This window comes from Achromobacter sp. 46006 (assembly GCF_059761975.1).
This window is the reverse complement of record NZ_JCBANN010000007.1, coordinates 139309-157805: the sequence shown is the minus strand read 5'-3', so window position 1 is coordinate 157805 and position 18497 is coordinate 139309. Positions and strand designations below refer to the sequence as shown.

Annotated in this window: 11 protein-coding genes; 6 read left to right on the top strand and 5 right to left on the bottom strand. The window is 68.3% G+C overall.

Features of this window, described 5'->3' with window-relative positions; all coding sequences use genetic code 11:
- Window positions 1-43: 43 nt before the first annotated feature.
- From AC6LKG_RS06460 to AC6LKG_RS06440, 5 genes are all read right to left on the bottom strand, one after another.
- A complete protein-coding gene (locus AC6LKG_RS06460; RefSeq protein WP_498163570.1) occupies window positions 44-1606 on the bottom strand; it encodes an ABC transporter substrate-binding protein in 1563 nt (520 codons plus the stop codon).
- A 56-nt stretch (window positions 1607-1662) separates the two neighbouring features.
- Window positions 1663-2817, bottom strand: coding sequence for a C45 family autoproteolytic acyltransferase/hydrolase (locus AC6LKG_RS06455; RefSeq protein WP_498163569.1), 1155 nt, complete (start codon window positions 2815-2817; stop codon window positions 1663-1665).
- A gap of 202 nt (window positions 2818-3019) precedes the next feature.
- Window positions 3020-4528 (bottom strand): efflux transporter outer membrane subunit, encoded by a 1509-nt coding sequence (locus AC6LKG_RS06450; protein ID WP_498163568.1) that lies wholly within the window; start codon window positions 4526-4528, stop codon window positions 3020-3022.
- 2 nt (window positions 4529-4530) lie between these two features.
- Window positions 4531-7704: an efflux RND transporter permease subunit gene (locus AC6LKG_RS06445; RefSeq protein WP_498163567.1), complete on the bottom strand. Its 3174-nt coding sequence runs from the start codon at window positions 7702-7704 to the stop codon at window positions 4531-4533.
- Window positions 7701-8780, bottom strand: a complete 1080-nt coding sequence (locus AC6LKG_RS06440; protein ID WP_498163566.1) for an efflux RND transporter periplasmic adaptor subunit — start codon at window positions 8778-8780, stop codon at window positions 7701-7703. Before AC6LKG_RS06440 ends, AC6LKG_RS06445 begins: the two co-directional genes overlap by 4 nt.
- Window positions 8781-9032: 252 nt before the next feature.
- Between AC6LKG_RS06440 and AC6LKG_RS06435 the strand changes: the two genes are divergently transcribed.
- From AC6LKG_RS06435 to AC6LKG_RS06410, 6 genes are all read left to right on the top strand, one after another.
- Window positions 9033-9656: a TetR/AcrR family transcriptional regulator gene (locus tag AC6LKG_RS06435; protein WP_498163565.1), complete on the top strand. Its 624-nt coding sequence runs from the start codon at window positions 9033-9035 to the stop codon at window positions 9654-9656.
- Between the two features lie 179 nt (window positions 9657-9835).
- Window positions 9836-11806 carry a BCCT family transporter gene (locus AC6LKG_RS06430; protein ID WP_498163564.1) on the top strand — a complete coding sequence of 657 codons (1971 nt, stop codon included), beginning with the start codon at window positions 9836-9838 and terminating at the stop codon, window positions 11804-11806.
- A gap of 216 nt (window positions 11807-12022) precedes the next feature.
- A complete protein-coding gene (locus AC6LKG_RS06425) occupies window positions 12023-13153 on the top strand; it encodes an efflux RND transporter periplasmic adaptor subunit (protein ID WP_498163563.1) in 1131 nt (376 codons plus the stop codon).
- A gap of 16 nt (window positions 13154-13169) precedes the next feature.
- Window positions 13170-16289 carry a MexW/MexI family multidrug efflux RND transporter permease subunit gene (locus tag AC6LKG_RS06420; RefSeq protein ID WP_498163562.1) on the top strand — a complete coding sequence of 1040 codons (3120 nt, stop codon included), beginning with the start codon at window positions 13170-13172 and terminating at the stop codon, window positions 16287-16289.
- 9 nt (window positions 16290-16298) lie between these two features.
- Entirely contained in the window at window positions 16299-17762 is a 1464-nt protein-coding gene (locus AC6LKG_RS06415) for an efflux transporter outer membrane subunit (protein WP_498163561.1), read from the top strand.
- Window positions 17763-17815: 53 nt separating this feature from the next.
- Entirely contained in the window at window positions 17816-18478 is a 663-nt protein-coding gene (locus AC6LKG_RS06410) for a helix-turn-helix transcriptional regulator (RefSeq protein ID WP_144654936.1), read from the top strand.
- Window positions 18479-18497 lie beyond the last annotated feature (19 nt).

The window sequence follows — 18497 nt, the reverse complement described above, 5'->3', positions numbered from 1 at the left end:
GGCCGCTTTCGCGGCCTCTTCGCATTTGCGTCGACGTGGCGGGTTACTTCGCCACGCGCTCCACTTCCCAGGCGCGCGGCTTCTTCACGGCCCAGGGGGTGTAGCCCTTGATATCGCTGCGGAAGGCGCCGATGTCCAGGCCGTTGTAGAGCGGGATGCTGGGGACGTCGGCCAGGAACAGCTTGTGCAACTGGTCGAAGGCGGCCTGGCGCTTGGCGTGATCGGTATCGACCGATGCGGCGTCCAGGAGCTTCTGGGCGTCGGGGTTGTCCCAGACCTTGCGCGGTTGCTTGGCCTTGTCGCCGGTGACCATTTCGTAATTCAGCGCCGCGTCCAGGCGGGCGGAGTAGGGGAAGGTCATCATCTGGTAGGCGCCGGCGTTGTAGCGGTCGAGCTGGGTGGCCCATTCGGACACGGACAGCCTGGCGTTGATGCCGACGGCCTGCAGCATGGCCTGGATGATGACGGCCGAGTTGTACGACTGCGGGTAGCGCTTGGTGGTGATCAGTTCGATCTCCTGGCCCTTGTAGCCGGCTTCCTTGAGCCGCTTCCGGGACAGCGCGGGGTCGTACTTCCAGCCTTCCTGCTGGGTGGCGTCGTGGTATGGCGAGACCAGCGGGACGATGGAGTTGTTGGGCTTGGCCAGGCCTTCGGTGACGGCGGCGGCCAGTTGGTCGTAGTCGATGGCGTGGGCCAGGGCCTGGCGCATCTTGGGGTTGGACAGCAGCGGGTCCCTGGTCTGCAGCAGCAGCGCCGTCATGCTCATGACGGGCGCGTAGGCGACCTTGACGTCGGGGGCGCCTTGCAACACCGGCACGTCGTTGTTGGAGACGTCCTCGATGATGTCGATGTTGCCGCGTTGCAGGGCGGCCTTGGCGGTGGAGTCATCGGGCACGATGACGAAGCGCACTTCATCGACCAGGGGGCGCTTGGAGCCGGTGTAGCCGTCGCGCTTGGCGCCGCGGTTGGCGTAGTCGGCGAACCGGGTCAGGCGCACGTATTCGCCGCGCTTCCATTCGGCGAACATGAAGGGGCCGGTGCCGATGGGCTTGTCCCAGGTGCCGTCGGGCTTGACCGAGGCCTTCTGCAGGATGCCGGTGCCGCCGCAGTCGGCGCGCGCCAGCGAGGCCAGGAACAGGCTGCTGGGTCTTTCAAGGTGGTAGACCACGGTCTGGGCATCGGGGGCCTCGACGCCTGTGACCTTGACGGTGCCGCGGCCGTCGAACTCACTGGAGCAGCGCCACCCGGAGTTGGCGGCGGTGTAGTGCCGCCAGGTCCAGAGCACGTCGGCCGAGGTCAGCGGCGCGCCGTTGTGGAACTTGACGCCCTGGCGCAGCTTGAAGGTGTAGGTCTTGCCGTCGGGACTGATATCGATGGATTCGGCCAGCAGCGGGCGGACCTCGGCGTCCTCGCCATAGGCCACCAGGCCCTCGACGATGTGCAGCACCACCGCGTCGCTGTTGCTGTCGCGGTTGACGCCGGGCTCGGTCGAGCGGATGTCGGCGGTGAACGAGATGCGCAGCGGCGGCTGTGCATGGGCCCAGGCGGACCCGGCCAGCGCGCCCAGCGCCAGCGCAATCGCGGTGTTCAGGAAAGTGGCTTTCATCGATGCGTTTCCAGGAAGGGGCGCGGGCGGCCGTCTATCCGGCCGCCGCCAGCGGCTCAGGTGGCCGGGAGCGTTCGGGCCGCTGCCAGCAGTTCGGGCTCGGCGTCCAGGCTGTAGCGGGTGAAGCAGCGGTTCAGCGCGGGCAGCGGCGCCACTTCCATCAGGCCGGCGGCCGGTTCCATGACGACCATGGCCACCGTGGCCGACAGGTTGTCGTGGCTGCCGGGGCGCGGCGGGCGGCAGACCGAGTAGGGCGTGCCGAAGTCGTCGAACAGCGCGCGCTTGAGGTCCTCGCGGGTCAGCTTGTCCTTTTCGTTCAGCAGGCGGCGCACGCGCCAGTCGCGGTAGGCGCTTTCGGGGGTGCTGGCGCGGCCGGTGTCGCGCAGCTTGCCCAGGGCCACTTCGCTGACCCAGTGGTTGGCGTGCACGATCAGGTCATCGGCGCCCGGGTAGATCGGGAAGGCTTCATCGGTGGTGCACTCGTAGTCGACGCCGAAGCCCGCGGCCATGCCGATCATGATGTTGTTCGAGCACGACTTCGGGGTGGTGCTGACGGCCTTGATCGCCAGCGCGAAATGTTCCTGTTCCAGCACCTTGCGGCGGATCAGCGACAGCGGCACGCCGAGCTGGCGGAAGTCGCGATCGGATTCCAGGTAGTTGGCGGTGATCGACACGCCGGCGCTGTTCAGGCCGCTGCGGGCCAGGCCGCCGGCTTCGACGAAGGTCAGGATGTCGGGGCCATTGTCGCTGCGCACGCGCAGCACGATGGCGGTTTCGGCGCATTCCGCGCGCCAGTCCCAGTTCTGGCCGTGGATCAGGCGGCCGTTGGCCGAGCGGGTCGGCAGGATCAGGGCGCCGGTGCAGCCGTCACCGGGTTCGAGTTCAGCGGCCTTCTTTTTTTCGGCGCGGGCCTTGGCGATGACTTCGGTGCGGGCGTTGACCATCACGATGTCTTCGAAGGGCACGCTGGCGCCGGCGGCGATGCCGCGCATTTCCTCGAGGTAGTGCGGCGCGAAGTTCTCGATTTCGCGGGCGAAGCTTTCGATCAGGCGGGTGCGCGCCATGGCGTCGTAACCCAGGTCGACCAGCGTCTGGCCGTACATGGCGGCGCTCTTGCGCACGCGGTCGGCGGCTTGCTGGCCATAGGCGCGGCCACGGGCCTCGGGAGTACCGGAGACCGATACGAACGGGAATGGGGGGATCTGGTTCATGGACGGAGGGCGCCGCGAGGTCGGTAAGGGGAGGGATTGTCACAAAAATAATAGCTTATTTTGGCGCCAATATTACCGAGGGTTTGCCCGTATGAATGCGCGCCATCGACCTGGCGGGCGCTCGATCCTCGGCGGGCGGGCGGCGCGGCCGATACCGTGGTCGGCGCGCGCGATGGCATTGCGCGGCTTGTCGCCGCGAGCGCTATGGTTGTGCCCGCGGTGGCGCGGGGCTCGGGTCGGTCTTCTCGGCCGGCGGTGCCGGGGGCTCGCTCAGCGGCGATCCCATGGCCTGGAACAGCGCCGCCGTCCCGGTCAGGCGGGCATTGGCGTATTCCAATTCCCGCAGGCGCGCCGCGACATAATGCTGCTCGCTGGCATAGGCGGTGTAAGGGGCCAGTGCGCCCAGCCGCACGCGGCCGACGGTGTTGCGGTGCGACTGTTGCGCCGCCCGGCGCGAGGCTTCCGCCGACGCCAGCGCCTGGCCGTCCGCGTCCAGCCGCGCCAGCGTGTCGGCCACGTCGCGGAAGGCGGTCAGCACGGTCTGCTTGTATTGCTGCGTGGCGGCGGCGTAGCGCTCCCCGGCGGCGCGGCGTTCGGCCAACATGGCCCCGCCGTGGAAGATGGGTTGCGTCAAGGACGCGCCCAGCGCCCAGATCGAACCCGCGCCGGACAGTGCCGCCGGCCAGTTGAATCCGCCCTGGCCCATGGAGGCCGACAAAGACAGGCTGGGAAACAAGCGTGCCGTGGCCATGCCCACATCCGCCGCGGCTGCCTGCAGGGCGGCGTCGGCAACCCGGATGTCGGGCCGGGCCGCCAGCAATTCGGAGGGCACCACGACCGGCACTTCCGCGGGGACTGCCAGGGAGCCGAAGGGCAGGTCGGGCGGCGCCTGGTCCGGGGTGCGTCCCATCAGCACGGCCAGCGCATGGCGCGTCGCCAGCCATTGCGCGCGCAGTCCCGGCAGGGATGCCGCCAGCGTGGCGGCATCCTGGTCGGCCTGCAGGGCGTCGTTCTGCGAGGCCGATCCCAGTTCGTAGCGGCGCTGCGTGTCGCGCGCCACCTGGCGCGCCAGCACCACCTGCTTCTCGGTCAAGGCCACGCGCTCGGCCAGCGAGGCCGAGGTGATGGCGCCTGTGACGATGTTGCCCACCAGGGCGCGGCGCGCCGCCTCGAACCGGAACGCCTGCTGCGCCACCTGCGCCGCGCCCGAGCGGTTCTCGAAGCGCGCCGCGCCGAACAGGTCCAGGTCGTAGCGGGCCTGGATCTGGCCGGTGAAGACGTTATAGAGCGCGGTGGGTTCGCGCATTTCCGGCATCGTCAGTGCGCGCTTGCGCGAGGCCTCGGCGCCGGCGTCGATCGACGGCAGCAATGAGGCATTGACCTGCCCGCGCAATTGTTCGCGGGCGCCGGCCAGGTTGCGCTCGGCCGCGGCCAGGTCGGGGCTGTTGGCCAGCCCTTCCGCCACCATGGCGTCGAGCGCGGCCGAGCCGTAGCGCTTCCACCACGCGGGCACCGGGTGCGCTGCGCGCGCATAGCGTTGCGCCACGCCCTGGGCGGAAGCGCCAGTGGCCGGCAACGGCTCGATGCCGTATTGCGGGGGCTGCGCCATTACAGGCGGCTTGCCGTCGGGGGCGAAGGCGCAAGCGCCCAGCGCCAGCAACAGCGGCAGGGCGGCCAGGCGCCAGGGCGGGGTCGGGAGACGGAGGGACATCGTCAGGCTCCTCGTTCTACGTTGTCGCCGGCGTGGGCGCCGGGCGGCACGCCTTCGGGTTCCTCGCGCTCGTCGTGGCGCACCCGGAACCAGGCCGCGTACAGCGCTGGCAAAAAGAACAGCGTCAGCACCGTGGCGCTGGTGATGCCGCCCATCAGCGCCGTGGCCATGGGGCCGAAGAAATTGCTGCGCAACAGCGGGATCAGCGCCAGCACCGCGGCCGCGGCCGTCAGCGTGATGGGGCGGAAGCGCCGCGCCGTGGCGCCGACGATGGCGTCGACGCGCTTGTGCCCGGCGCTGATGTCCTGCTCGATCTGGTCGACCAGGATCACCGAGTTGCGCATGATGATGCCGAACATCGCGATCACGCCCAGCATGGCGACAAAGCCGAACGGCTTGCCGAACAGCAGCAGCGCGGCCACCACGCCGATCAGGCCGAGCGGCGCGGTCAGCACCACCATCAGCACGCGGGCGAAGCTCTGCAACTGCACCATCAGCAGCGTCAGCACCGCCACGATCATGATGGGCATCTGCGCGTTGATGGACGACTGGCCCTTGGCGCTTTCCTCGACCGGGCCGCCGACCTCGATGCGGTAGCCCACCGGCAGTTCGGCGCGTAGCGCGTCCAGTTTCCTGTCGATCGCATGGGTCACGTCGATGCCCTGCGCGCCGGCCTTGACGTCGGCCTGTACCGTGATAGTGGGCTGGCGGTCGCGTTCCCAGATCACGCCGTACTCCAGGCCATAGCGCACCTGGCCCAGGCTGCCCAGCGGCACCGGGCCGTTGGGCGTGGGCACCGCCAGGGTCGCCAGGCGGCCCGGATCGACCCGTTCGTGTTCAGGCGCGCGCAAGCTGACGTTGATCAACTTGTCGCGCTCGCGGTACTGGGTCACGGTATAGCCCGACAGCGTCATCGCCAGGAAGCCGGAAATGTCGTTCGAGCTTACGCCGACCTCGCGCGCCTTCTGCTGGTCGATGTCGAAGCGCACCGAGCGCTCGGATGGTTCGTCCCAGTCGAACTGCACGTTGACCGAGCGGCTGTCGGCGCGCACCTCGGCGGCGACCTTCTCGGCCACCTGGCGCACCTCGGGAATCTTGTCGCCGCTGACGCGGAACTGCACCTGGAAGCCCACGGGCGGGCCGTTCTCCAGCCTCGACAGGCGGCTGCGGATCGCCGGAAACTGTTCGCGCAGCACCGGTTCCAGCCAGTGCGCCAGCTTCTCGCGGTCTTCCACCGAATTGGCGGTGATGACGATCTGGGCGAAGTTGGGCGTGGCCAGCTGCTGGTCCAGCGGCAAATAGAAGCGCGGCGCGCCGGTGCCGACGAAACTCACCGAATGGGCGATCTCGGGCCGGCCGTCCAGCGCCTCTTCCAGTCTTTCGACCTGACGCAGCGTGGCCGCGAACGAGGCGCCTTCCTGCAGCCGCACGTCCACCAGCAGTTCGGTGCGGTCCGAGCTGGGGAAGAACTGCTGCGGCACCAGCCGGAATCCGGCCATCGCCACGATGAAGACCAGCAACGTCGCCAGCAGCACGCGCCAGCGCCGGTCCACGCACCACGCCACCCAGCCGCGCAGGCGCTGGTAGAAGCGGGTGTTGTAGATGTCGTGCTCGTGGTCATCGGGCAGGTGCGCCTCGCGCTTGCGCTCGGGCAGCATGCGGTAGCCCAGCAGCGGGATCAGCACCACCGCGGCGAACCACGAGGTGATCAGCGCGATCGCCGACACCTGGAAGATCGAACGGGTGTATTCGCCGGTGCTGGACTCGGCCAGCGCGATCGGCAGGAAGCCGGCCACCGTCACCAGCGTGCCGGTCAGCATCGGGAAGGCGGTGCTGGTGTAGGCGAAGGCGGCGGCGCGCGCTCGGCTCCAGCCCTGCTCCAGCTTCACCGCCATCATCTCGACCGCGATGATGGCGTCGTCCACCAGCAGGCCAAGCGCCAGCACCAGCGTGCCCAGCGAGACCTTGTGCAGGCCGATGCCGAACATGTCCATGAACAGCGCGGTCACGGCCAGTACCACCGGAATCGAGATCACCACCACCATGCCGGTGCGCAGGCCCAGCGACACCAGGCTGACGATCAGCACGATGGCCACGGCCTCGGCCACCGAGCGCAGGAATTCGTCCACCGAGAACGACACCGCCTCGGGCATGCTCGACACCTCGGTCAGTGTCAGGCCGGCCGGCAGGCGCGCCTTGAGTTCGTCGAACTTGGCGTCCAGCGCGCGGCCCAGATGCACGACGTCCCGGCCGGGCTGCATGGTGATGCCGATGCCCAGCACCGGCTGGCCGCGCGTGCGCATCTGCTCGGCCGGGGGATCGTCGTAGCCGCGATGAATTGAGGCGATGTCGCCCAGCCGGATCGACTTGCCGTTGATGCGGATCAGCGTCTCGGCCAGCGCCCGGGTGTCCTGGAACTGTCCGCTGGGACGCACGAACACGCGGTCGTCGGCGGTGGTCAGGGTGCCGGCGCTGGCGACCGCGTTCTGGCTGTTGATGGCCTCGGCGATCTGCTGCGGCGACACGCCCAGCCGCGTCAACTCGGTGTTGCCGATCTCGATGTAGACGTGCTCGGGCTGCTCGCCGAAGTAGTCGACCTTGGCAACGCCCGGCACCCGCAGCAGCACCGTGCGCAGATTGTCGGCGTAGTCACGCAACTGCGCCGGCGAGAAACCGTCGCCGGCCAGGGTGTAGATGTTGGTGTAGACGTCGCCGAACTCGTCGTTGAAGAACGGCCCCTGCACGCCTTGCGGCAGGGTTGCGCGGATGTCGCCGACCTTCTTGCGCACCTGGTACCACTCGTTGGCCACCTCGCTGGCCGGCGCCGAGTCCTTCATGGTGAAGAAGATCAGCGATTCGCCGGGGCGCGAATAGCTGCGCAGGAAGTCGGTGGACGGCGTTTCCTGCAGCTTCCTGGCGATGCGGTCGGTAACCTGTTCCTGCACCTGCTGCGATGTGGCGCCGGGCCACAGGGTCTTGATGACCATCACGCGGAAGGTGAAGGGCGGGTCTTCCGACTGCGCCAGGCGCGAATACGACAACACGCCGAACAGCGTCACCAGCGTGATTAGGAAGATCACTAGCGGCTGGTGCCGCAGGGCCCAGGCCGACAGGTTGAATTTTCCTTCCTCGTGGCGGTGCGCGGCGTTCTGATTCTCGGGAACCGGCGCGCTCATGATGCGAAGTCCTCGGGGTGCAGCGGCGGCACCGCGCGGACCTTTTCGCCGGCCGACACTGCGTGCACGCCTTGCCAGACGACGCGCTCGCCGGCCTGCACGCCCTGCGACAGGGTGACGCTGCGCGCGTCGTAGCGCAGCACCTGCACGCGGCGCAGCTCCAGCGTGTCTTCCTGCGGCTTGACGATCCAGACGGCGGGCTCGGTGCCGTCATGGAACAGCGCCGTCGCCGGCACCGTGTAGGTGGTGGCGCCATTGGCCTGGCGGTTGTCGAAGCTGATGTTGGCGGTCATGCCCAGCCGCACCTCGGGCGAGGGCGATTCCAGCGTCAGCTTGGCGCGGTAGGTGCGGCTCTGCGGATCGGCGGCCGGCGCGATCTCGCGCAGCACGGCGTTGAAGGTCTTGCCGGGCAGCGGCGCCAGCGTCACGGTGGCGCGCTGGCCGATGGCCAGGCCCGCCAGCACGCTTTCGGGCACGTCGCACAGGGCGTCGACATCGCCGGCCCAGGCCAGGTGGTAGACCGCCTGGCCGGCCGCCACGTTCTGGCCGGTGTCGGCCTGCTCGGCGGTGATGACGCCGGCATGGTCGGCCACCAGGGTGGTGTAGTTGAGCTGGTCGGCCGCCAGCGCGGCCTGCTGCGCTGCCTGGTCGCGCTGCGCCAGGGCCGAGGCGTAGGCGTTGCGGGTCTGCTCGAGCTGGTTGGCGGCAATCAGGTTTTCCCTGGCCTGGGCGCGGTCGCGATCGAGTTGTTGCCTGGCGTAGTCCAACTGGTGCCGGGCCGCAGACAACTGCGCGCGGGCGCTGGCCGCGTTCTTGGCGGCGTCGGCGGGGTCGAGCTTTGCCACCACCTGGCCGGGCGCGACGCTATCGCCCAGCCGCACCTCGCGTTCGATGATCTTGCCGCCCACGCGGAACGACAACGGCGTGCTGTAGCGCGCCTGCACTTCACCCGGCAGGGTCCAGGCCGGCAGCGCGGCGTCGGCCCGAGCGGGCATGGCGACCACGGGGCGTGGTGCCGGCGCGTCGGCTTCCTGGCTACCGCAGCCGGCCAGCGCCAGGATCAGCGTCAGGGTCATGGCGGGCCGGACGCGACGCCAGGAAGACGGGGAATGTGTCGCGCTGACGGCGGGATTGCGCGCGACAGCGGACGCGCGAAGACCAGGAAGATTCACGAAATACCTCGCGACGCGGGCAGGGAAGGGAAAGCGGGGCGCGCGGCGGTTGGCGGCGTTGCGCTCCGGCAATCGGATACGCGACGGATTCTAATTCACATCTGTATTCAGATACAAGGATGAATCCGAAATAACGGCCGATGCTAGAATCGGCCCATGTCAAAAGTCCGTCTTACCCGAGAGCAAAGCCGTGACCAGACGCGCCAGCGTCTGCTCGATGCCGCGCAATCGATCTTCCTGGCGAAGGGCTTCGTTGCCGCCAGCGTCGAGGACATCGCTGAGCTGGCCGGTTACACCCGGGGCGCCTTCTATTCCAATTTCGCCAGCAAGTCCGAGCTTTTCCTGCAACTGCTCAAGCGCGATCACGAGAACGTGATGGGCGACATGCGCGCCATCTTCGAAGGCGGTGAGACCCGCGAACAGATGGAAGAGAGCGTGCTGCGCTACTACAGCAGCCACTTCCGCGACAACGAGTGCTTCCTGCTGTGGATGGAAGCCAAGCTGCAGGCGGCGCGCGACCCCGAGTTCCGGGTTGGCTTCATCGCCTGCATGGGCGAATTGCGCGAAGCCACCACCGAGTACATCCGCCAGTTTTCGCAGCTTGTCGGCACGCCTTTGCCGCTGCCGGCCCGGGAGCTGGCCATCGGCCTGCTGGCGCTGTCCGATGGCATGCAGTTCAGCTTCGCCTTCGATCCGCAGGGCGTGCCCGCGGAAACGACCGAAGCGGTGCTGGCCGGCTTCTTCCGCCGGGTGGTGTTCGGCGACCGCGAGCCCGGCTAGCGGCGACCGGGCCGCCGCGCGCCCGTGGCGAGGCGGCGGCAGGGAGTTGCGGCGTTGATGGCCTGCGGCCATTTGTCACGGCCACCCACAACATGTTAGTAATAACCGCGGCGCGCCGGCTGGACTGAGGGGGCCAGCGCCGCAGCCTTCGGAATCCCTCGGGCGAAAGGAGCGGCAGCATGTCTTCAGAAACCCGACCACCCACCATCAATCGCCCGGTCTTCTACCCTGCGGCGGTTTTCACGCTGCTGCTGGTGGGCTTCGCGATCAGCGCACCCAAGGCCGCGCAGAGCCTGTTCGAGTCGGTCCAGGCCTGGATACTGGGCAACGCCAGTTGGTTCTATATCCTGGTCGTCGCCATCATCCTGTTGTCGGTGGTGTTCCTGGCTGTCAGCCGCTACGGCGACATCAAGCTGGGGCCGGACCATAGCGAACCCGACTACCGCAATTTCACCTGGTTCGCCATGTTGTTCTCCGCCGGCATGGGCATCGGCCTGATGTTCTTCGGCGTGGCCGAACCTGTCATGCACTTCATGGCGCCGCCGGTCGGCGAGGGCGGCACTGCCATCGCCGCCCGCGAGGCGATGAAGATCACATTCTTCCACTGGGGGCTGCACGCCTGGGCGATCTATGCCATCGTGGCCCTGATCCTGGCATTTTTCAGCTATCGCCACGGCCTGCCGCTGACCCTGCGCTCCGCGCTATACCCGCTGATCGGCAATCGCATCTACGGCCCGGTGGGGCACGCCGTCGACATCTTCGCCATCCTCGGCACCGTGCTGGGCGTCGCGACGTCGCTGGGACTGGGCGTGGCGCAGATCAACAGCGGCCTGAATCATCTGTTCGGCGTGCCGGTGGGGGTTCCGACGCAGATCATCCTGATCATCGTCACCTGCGGGTTGGCGACGCTATCGGTGGCGAGCGGGCTGGACAAGGGCATCCGCATTCTGTCCGAGACCAACCTGGTGCTGGCCGCGGTGCTGCTGATGTTCGTGCTGGTGGTCGGCCCGACCGTATTCCTGCTGCAGACCTTTGTGCAGAATACCGGCGCCTATCTTTCGGATATCGTCAACAAGACCTTCAATCTGTATGCCTACGAACCGACCGACTGGATTGGCGGCTGGACCCTGTTCTATTGGGGCTGGTGGATCGCCTGGTCGCCGTTCGTGGGCCTGTTCATCGCCCGTATTTCGCGCGGCCGCACCATTCGCGAATTCGTCAGCGGCGTGCTGCTGGTGCCGGCGGGCTTCACCCTGTTCTGGATGACGGTATTCGGCGACACCGCCATCCATCTCATCCTGGTCGACGGCGTCAAAGACTTCGCGCAGACGGTGCAGGCCGACAGTTCCCTGGCGTTGTTCGCCTTTTTCGAGCAATTGCCCTGGAGCGGCGTGATTTCGCTGGTGGCCATCGCCATGGTCGCCGTGTTCTTCGTGACCTCGGCCGACTCCGGCGCGCTGGTGGTGGACCTGCTGGCCTCAGGCGGTTCCGACCGCACGCCGGTGTGGCAACGCATCTTCTGGTCGTTGCTGATGGGGGCGGTGGCCATCGCGCTGCTGCTGGCCGATGGCCTGACCGCGCTGCAGACCGCGACCATCGCCAGCGCCCTGCCGTTTTCCGTGATTCTGCTGTTGTCGCTGTGGGGGCTGTTCAAGGCGCTCAAGCTGGACGCGACCAAGCGCGGCATCCGCTTCCAGTCGCTGACCCTGTCGCGCCCGGCGCGCGGCGGCCAATCCTGGGAGCGGCGCCTGCGCAACATGGTGATGATGCCGCGGCGGGCCCATGTGATGCGTTTCATTGCCGACGTGGTGCAGCCGGCGCTGGAGGACGTGGCGGACGAACTGCGCAAGCAGGGTTACGCTGTCGAGGTCAAGGAAGGCGAAGGCGAGGGCGACATCATGCTCGCAGTCAATCACGGCGAACACCTGGACTTCTTCTACTCGGTGCGGCCGCAGGCCTTCGTGCGCCCCAGCCTGACACCGGAAGAGGCCGCCGACGAGGAAGAACGCAAGTACTTCCGCGCCGAAGTCCATTTGCGCGAGGGCGGTCAGGACTACGACATCATGGGCTGGAGCCGCGATGCCGTCATCGGCGACATCCTCGACCAGTACGAGCGTCACCGCCACTACCTGCACATGGTGCGCACCTAGGTCGGATTCACTTCAGGCAACCCGGGCCGCGCGTGTTTTCGGCCCCGGAGTGCAACACAGTGCTTGTTCGAGCCGCCGGCATTTGCCGGCGGTTTTTTTTGGTCATTTTTTCATCGATAGTTTTCCTTAATCCTCAACATTGCTTTAGGTTTTTTGACTTCGTCTGATTTTTCAAGGATTATCCAAGCCATTCCTTTGATAAATAGCGAGAGAATCATGAAGGCAAAATCCGGGGCATGGGCAGCGGGGCTGCTGGCCGTGGCGGTGATGGCGGGGGGCGGGCTGTACTGGAAATTCGGCCGGGCCCCGCATCAGGGGGGCTGGTCGATGGCGCCGGCCAAGGTGGCGGTGGCGCCGGTGATGCAAGCCGACTTCCCGGTGGCGCTGTCGGGCATCGCCACGCTCGAGGCGACGCGGCAGGTGCTGGTGCCGGCCGAAGCCGACGGCCGCGTGACGCGGATCCTGTTCACCGCGGGCGAGCGGGTGCGCGCCGGGCAATTGCTGGTGCAACTGAACGACGCGCCCGAGCAGGGCGAACTGGCGCGCCTGCAGGCCCAGGCCAGGAACGCGCGGGCCCTGTTGGAGCGTACCCGCCGCCTGGTGCCGCAGCAGGCGGCCACCCGCGAACAATTGGACCAGGCCCAGGCCGACTACGATCAGGCCGCGGGCGAGATCAAGCGGATCCAGGCGCTGATCGAGCAAAAGCGCGTCAAGGCGCCATTCGACGGCGTGCTGGGCGTGCGCCGCGTCAACCTGGGCCAATTCGCCCGCGCCGGCGATCCGTTGGTGTCGCTGACCGACGCCGCCAGCGTCTACGCCAACATCACGTTGCCGGAGCAGGCATTGGGCGCGCTGCGCACGGGCCAGCCGGTCACTGTGACGGTCGACGCCCATGCCGGCCGCGTGTTCGACGGGACCGTCACGACCATCGAACCGCAGGTCGATCCAGGTACGCGCACCGTGCGGGTACAGGCCACGTTGGTCAACGCCGACGGCGCGCTGGCGGCGGGCATGTTCGCCCATGGCCAGGTGGTGCTGCCGCCGCGGCCGGGCGTCCTGACCGTACCGGAAACCGCCGTGAGCTACAGCGCTTATGGCGATTCGGTCTATGTGGTGACAACGCCCAAGGGGGGCGAGGCCTCGGCCCCGCCGACCGTGACCCAGGCCTACGTGCAGACCGCCGAGCGCGTGCACGGCCGAGTGGTGGTGACAAAGGGCCTCAAGCCCGGCGATCGGGTAGTGACCTCGGGCCAATTGCGCCTGCACAACGGCGCGCCGGTCGAAATCAGCGCCCAGGACACCGTGGCGCTGGACGCCGCGCCGCAATCCGTGGCGCAAGCCCGCTGAGCCCGCGGAGCCCATCATGAAGTTCACCGATCTGTTCGTGCGCCGGCCGGTGCTGGCGCTGGTGGTCAGCACGCTGCTGCTGCTGATGGGGCTGCGCGCCCTGAGCGGCCTGCCGATCCGCCAGTACCCGCTGACCGAAAGCACCACCATCACCATCACCACGCAGTACCCGGGCGCCTCGCCCGACCTGATGCAGGGCTTCGTCACCCAGCCCATCGCGCAATCGGTCGCCACCGTCGAAGGCATCGACTACCTGTCGTCGTCCTCGACCCAGGGCCGCAGCGTGATCACGGTGCGCATGAAGCTCAACGCCGATTCCAACAAGGCCATGACCGAGGTCATGGCCAAGGTCAACGAAGTCAAATACCGCCTGCCGCAGGACGCCTACGACCCGGTGCTGGTCAAGTCCGCCGGCGAGGCGACCGCCGTGGCCTACGTGGGATTCTCCAGTTCCACCATGTCGCTGCCGGCGCTGACCGATTACCTGTCGCGCGTGGTGCAGCCGCAGTTGTCGTCCATCGACGGGGTGGCCAGCGTGGAACTGTACGGCGGCCAGAAGCTGGCGATGCGCGTCTGGCTCGACCCCGACCGGCTGGCGGCGCGCGGCATCTCGGCCGGCGAGCTGGCCGAGGCCCTGCGCCAGAACAACGTGCAGGCCGCGCCCGGCCAGGCCAAGGGCCTGTACGTGGTGTCCAACATCAAGGTCAACACCGACCTGGTCAACGTGGCCGAGTTCCGCGACATGGTGATCAAGCGCGAGGGCGACGCCATCGTGCGCCTGGGCGACGTGGCGACCGTGGAGTTGGGCGCGGCCTCGACCGACTCCAGCGGCCTGATGGATGGCGAGCCGGCCGTGTACTTCGGCCTCAACGCCACGCCGGTCGGCAACCCGCTGGTGATCGTCAAGCGCCTGAACGAACTGCTGCCCAACATCAAGCAGAACCTGCCGCCCGGCACCAGCGTGCAGGTGCCGTTCGAGCTGGCGCGCTTCATCAGCGCCTCGATCGACGGCGTGGTGCACACGCTGATGGAGGCCGTCGTCATCGTGGTGGCGGTGATCTTCCTGTGCCTGGGCTCGCTGCGCGCGGTGCTGGTCCCGGTGGTCACCATCCCGCTGTCGATGCTGGGCGGCGCCGCCATCATGGCGTTGTTCGGCTTCAGCGTGAACCTGCTCACGCTGCTGGCCATGGTGCTGGCCATCGGCCTGGTGGTGGACGACGCCATCGTGGTGGTCGAGAACGTGCACCGCCATATCGAGGAAGGCAAGTCGCCGGTGCGCGCGGCCCTGATCGGCGCGCGCGAAGTGGCCGGCCCGGTCATCGCCATGACCATCACCCTGGCGGCGGTGTATGCGCCGATCGGCCTGATGGGCGGCCTGACCGGTTCGCTGTTCAAGGAGTTCGCCTTCACGCTGGCGGGGGCGGTGGTGGTGTCGGGCGTGATCGCGCTGACGCTGTCGCCGGTGATGAGTTCATTCCTGCTCGATAGCCGGGTATCCGAAGGCTGGATGGCGCGCCGCGCCGAACACTTCTTCAATCGCCTGGGGCAGGCCTACGGCCGGCTGCTGGATGTGTCGCTGCACCATCGCTGGGTCACCGGCCTGCTGGCGGTGGCGGTGATGGCCAGCCTGCCGTTCCTGTACAACGCCGCCCAGCGCGAGCTGGCGCCAGTCGAGGACCAGTCCACCGTGCTCACCGCGATCAAGTCGCCGCAGCACGCCAACATCGACTACGTCGAGAAGTTCGGCAAGAAGTGGGACGACGTGATGGCGACGCTGCCCGAGCAGAAGGGCCGCTGGCTCATCAATGGCTCGGACGGCGTGTCCAACAGCATCGGCGGGGTCGACTTCGTCGACTGGCACGAGCGCAAGCGCTCGGCCGACCAGATCCAGGCCGACATGCAGTCGATGGTCAACCAGATCGAGGGCAGCAACATCTTCGCCTTCCAGTTGCCGCCGCTGCCGGGTTCGACCGGCGGCCTGCCGGTGCAGATGGTCATCATGAGCGCGGCCGACTATCCGGTGGTTTACGAGGCCATGGAAAACCTGAAACAGGCGGCGCGCGCCAGCGGCCTGTTCATGGTGGTCGACAGCGACCTCGACTACAACAACCCGGTCGTGCAGTTGAAGGTGGACCGAGCCAAGGCCAACAGCCTGGGCGTCACCATGAAGGCGGTCGGCGACACGCTGGCGGTGCTGGTGGGCGAGAACTACATCAACCGCTTCGGCATGGACGGCCGCTCGTACGACGTGATCCCGCAGAGCCTGCGCGAGCAGCGCATCTCGCCCGAATCGCTGGCACGGTACTACGTCAAGAGCGCCAGCGGCGCGCAGGTGCCGCTGTCGAACATCGTGTCGGTGTCGATGGGCGTCGAGCCCAACAAGCTGACCCAGTTCAACCAGCTCAACGCCGCCACCTTCCAGGCCATCCCGATGCCGGGCGTGACCATGGGCGATGCGGTGCAGTTCCTGACGCGCCAGGCGCAGCAGTTGCCGGCCGGCTTCAGCTATGACTGGCAGTCGGATGCGCGCCAGTTCAGCCAGGAAGGCTCGGCGCTGATGATCACCTTCATCTTCGCCATCATCGTCATCTACCTGGTGCTGGCGGCGCAGTACGAAAGCCTGCGCGACCCGTTCATCATCCTGGTGAGCGTGCCGCTGTCGATCTGCGGCGCGCTGATTCCGCTGGCGCTGGGCATGGCGACCATCAACATCTACACCCAGATCGGGCTGGTGACGCTGATCGGGCTGATCAGCAAGCACGGCATCCTGATGGTGGAGTTCGCCAACGAGATGCAGGTCAGCCACGGCCTGGACCGGCGCAGCGCCATGGAGCACGCCGCCCGCATCCGCCTGCGCCCGATCCTGATGACCACCGCCGCCATGGTGGTGGGCCTGATTCCGCTGCTGTTCGCCAGCGGCGCCGGCGCCCACAGCCGCTACAGCCTGGGGTTGGTGATCGTGGTCGGCATGCTGGTCGGCACGCTGTTCACGCTGTTCGTGCTGCCCACCGTCTACACCGTGCTGGCGCGCGACCACCGCGCCGCCAACGACACGCCGCGCGCCTGCGAACTGGCGCAGGCCCAGGCCGAGGACAGGTTGCCGGTCGCGACGTCGCGGCCCGCCGCCACGCATTGAGGAACCATCATGAACCATCCTGACCTCTCCAAACGCCTGCGCCGCGGCGCCACGGCGCTGCTGGCCGCGCTGGCCACCGCCGGCTGCGCGGTGGGCCCCGACTATCAGAAACCCCAGGCCGCGCCGGTGGCGCTGGCCAGCCCCGAGCAGGCGCTGTTCTCCACCGACCGGCTGCAGCAGGACTGGTGGAAGCAGTTGCAGGACCCGCAACTGGACCGGCTGATCACGCTGGCGCTGCAACGCAACCACGACATCCGCATCGCCCAGGCCCGCCTGGCCGAGTCGCGCGCGGTGCTGGACGAGAAGGAACTCGACCAGTTCCCCACCGTGACGCTGGGCGGGCGTTTCGAGCGCAGCCTGTCGCAGGCCAACCCCGGCGTGACGGGCGAGCGCAATCTCGCCAAGAGCTACCGCGCCGGTTTCGACGCCACCTGGGAGATCGACCTGTTCGGCCGCCTGCGGCGCGCGGCCGAGGGCGCGGCGGCGCGCAGCGAGGCCCAGGCCGCCGATCTGGCGCAGGCCCGCATCGTGGTGATGGCTGAAGTGGCGCGCAACTACTTCGAATTGCGCGGCGCCGAGCAACGCCTGGCGGTGGCGCGCGCCAACCTGGAGAGCCAGCGCGACAGCCTGCGCGTGATCCAGGCGATGGTGTCGGCGGGCCGGGGCGACGAGGGCGATCTTGCCAGCGCGCGGGCCGAACTCGAAACGGTACAGGCCAGCGTGCCGCTGCAGGAAACCGCGCGGCGCCTGGCGCTGTACCGGCTGGCGGTGCTGGCCGGGCTGCGGCCGGTGGAGTTGGGCGAACTGGACGCGGCCACGCCGCAGTCGCCGCTGGCGGCGCGCCTGCCGATCGGCGACGTCGGCGCTTTGCTGTCGCGCCGTCCCGACATCCGGGCGGCCGAGCGCAACATGGCGGCGGCCAATGCCGACGTGGGCGTGGCCACCGCCGAGCTGTATCCGCGCATCGACCTGGGCGGTTTCCTGGGCTTCGTGGCCCTGCGTGGCGCCGATTTCGGCAGCGCTTCCAGCCGCGCCTTCAGCGTGGCGTCCGGCGTCACCTGGCCGGCCTTCCATCTGCCTACCGCGCTGGCGCGCAAGCGCGCCGCCCAGGCGCGTTCGCAGGGCGAGGTGGCGCGCTACGAGCAGACCGTGCTGCGGGCGGTCGAGGAACTGGAGGGCGCGCTGACGCAGTACGGCCAGACCCAGCAGCGGCTCGGCAACCTGGCGCAGGCGGCCGCGCACAGCGCCCGGGCGGCGGAACTGGCGCGCCTGCGCTACCGCGAAGGCGGCACGCCGTACCTGACGGTGCTGGACGCGCAGCGCACGCAACTGCGGGCGCAGGACGCGATGGCGCAGGCCGAAACGGCCTCCTACACCAGCCTGGTCGCGCTCTACAAGGCGCTGGGTGGCGGCTGGGAGGCGCCTTCGGAAACGGAGACCCCGCGAGCGCAGTCGCCCGCGCCGGCCGGCTGACTGACGGGCGCGGTTCGTGGCACCATAAGGGCTTGGCGCCTTTCCGACCTTCCATGTCCGACGATACCCTGTCCCATCCCATTTCCTGGCAACCGCACCAGCCGGCGGACCGCGTGCTCATGACGCTCAAGACGCGCGGGCCGCAGTCGGTCGCGGTCATCGCCAAGGCGCTCGACGTCACGGCCGAGGCGGTGCGCCAACAGATGGCGCGGCTGCACGCGGACGGCCTGGTGGATTCGGAAAGCCGCAGCGCGGGCCGCGGCCGGCCCACGCAGATCTGGTTCCTGACCGACGCCGGCCAGCGCCGCTTCCCCGACACGCACGCCGACATGACGGTGCAGATGATCAACGCCGTGCGCCAGGTGTTCGGCGAGGAAGGCGTTGACAAGCTGATCGCGGTGCGCGAGGCCGCCATGCTGGCGACCTACCGGCAGGGGCTCGAGGGCGCGCAAGACCTGCCGCAACGGCTCGAATGCCTGGCGCGGGTGCGCTCGGCCGAGGGCTACATGGCCGAGATGCGCCGCGACGGCGACGACTTCCTGTTCATCGAAAACCACTGTCCGATCTGTGCGGCGGCCCAGGCCTGCATGGGCTTTTGCCGCAGCGAACTGGAATTGTTCCGGCAGGTGCTGGGGGATGAGGTGCGCGTCGAGCGAGAAGAGCACATCCTGCTGGGCGCGCGCCGCTGCGCCTACCGCGTCAGCGCGCGCGCCTGATCGCCGCGGCCGCCGCACC